General features: G+C 57.1%; 1 protein-coding gene. It reads right to left on the bottom strand.

Translation table 11 applies throughout. From position 1 onward, the window contains the following. Nucleotides 1-143: 143 nt before the first annotated feature. Nucleotides 144-413, bottom strand: a complete 270-nt coding sequence (locus JWJ90_RS22835; RefSeq protein WP_205229514.1) for a hypothetical protein — start codon at nt 411-413, stop codon at nt 144-146. Nucleotides 414-713: the final 300 nt, after the last annotated feature.

The following is a 713-nucleotide window of genomic DNA, read 5'->3' on the forward strand; positions in this document are numbered from 1 at the left end:
CAATCGGATAGCCGGGGGTTTTTCTCCCCCGGCCTCCACACCACCTGGCATGCGGGTCCGCACCAGGCGGTTCCCAAAGAGAGACGGGCCGTGGCCGGTCAATCGATAGCTTCAGTTCTTTGAAAAGACGGCAGTAACCGCGACTATCTTGGAGAGCTTGATTCCCATGACGCGCCCATTGTGTTCGCTCGCCCGGTCGGGTTCAACGCGATATGGAGCTCATGAGGAATGACATCCCCCTCTTCAAGTTCGGCCCTTCGACAGGGTAAGTCTTCCCGGCTCTCTATGCCGGGCTTGTTTCCAGCCACCACACTGCCATCAGTGGTGACGTCCTGTCTACTATGGCCTCTGCTGACTTCTGCTCCACCACGGAGACCGTTACCGGAAACCGCGCTTTTCTTTACGAAACGCATGTGGAGCAGATCTCCCCGGATAAGAACGTGAACTGTCGCTACACAACCGCAGCATTTACCGTATCACTTGAACCCGTGGGACTTCGTCATGTGGTGCTGACTTGCCCAGTGACTCGGCCTTATATGCTGTTTCTGTCCGTCGGCTCATAGCTTTGCGCTCGGGCTTCCTTCAGACCCCTCCTCGCGGAGACGCCCTTGCCGTCGGCTAGTACTTTGGTATCGCTGCCAAAAGGCAGTGATTGGATTCTACGTACAGGGGACTTGCACCCCATAAGTTCACGCCCATGCCGGGCGTACACC

Source organism: Desulfobulbus rhabdoformis, from assembly GCF_016919065.1.
GTDB classification, from domain to species: Bacteria; Desulfobacterota; Desulfobulbia; order Desulfobulbales; family Desulfobulbaceae; genus Desulfobulbus; species Desulfobulbus rhabdoformis.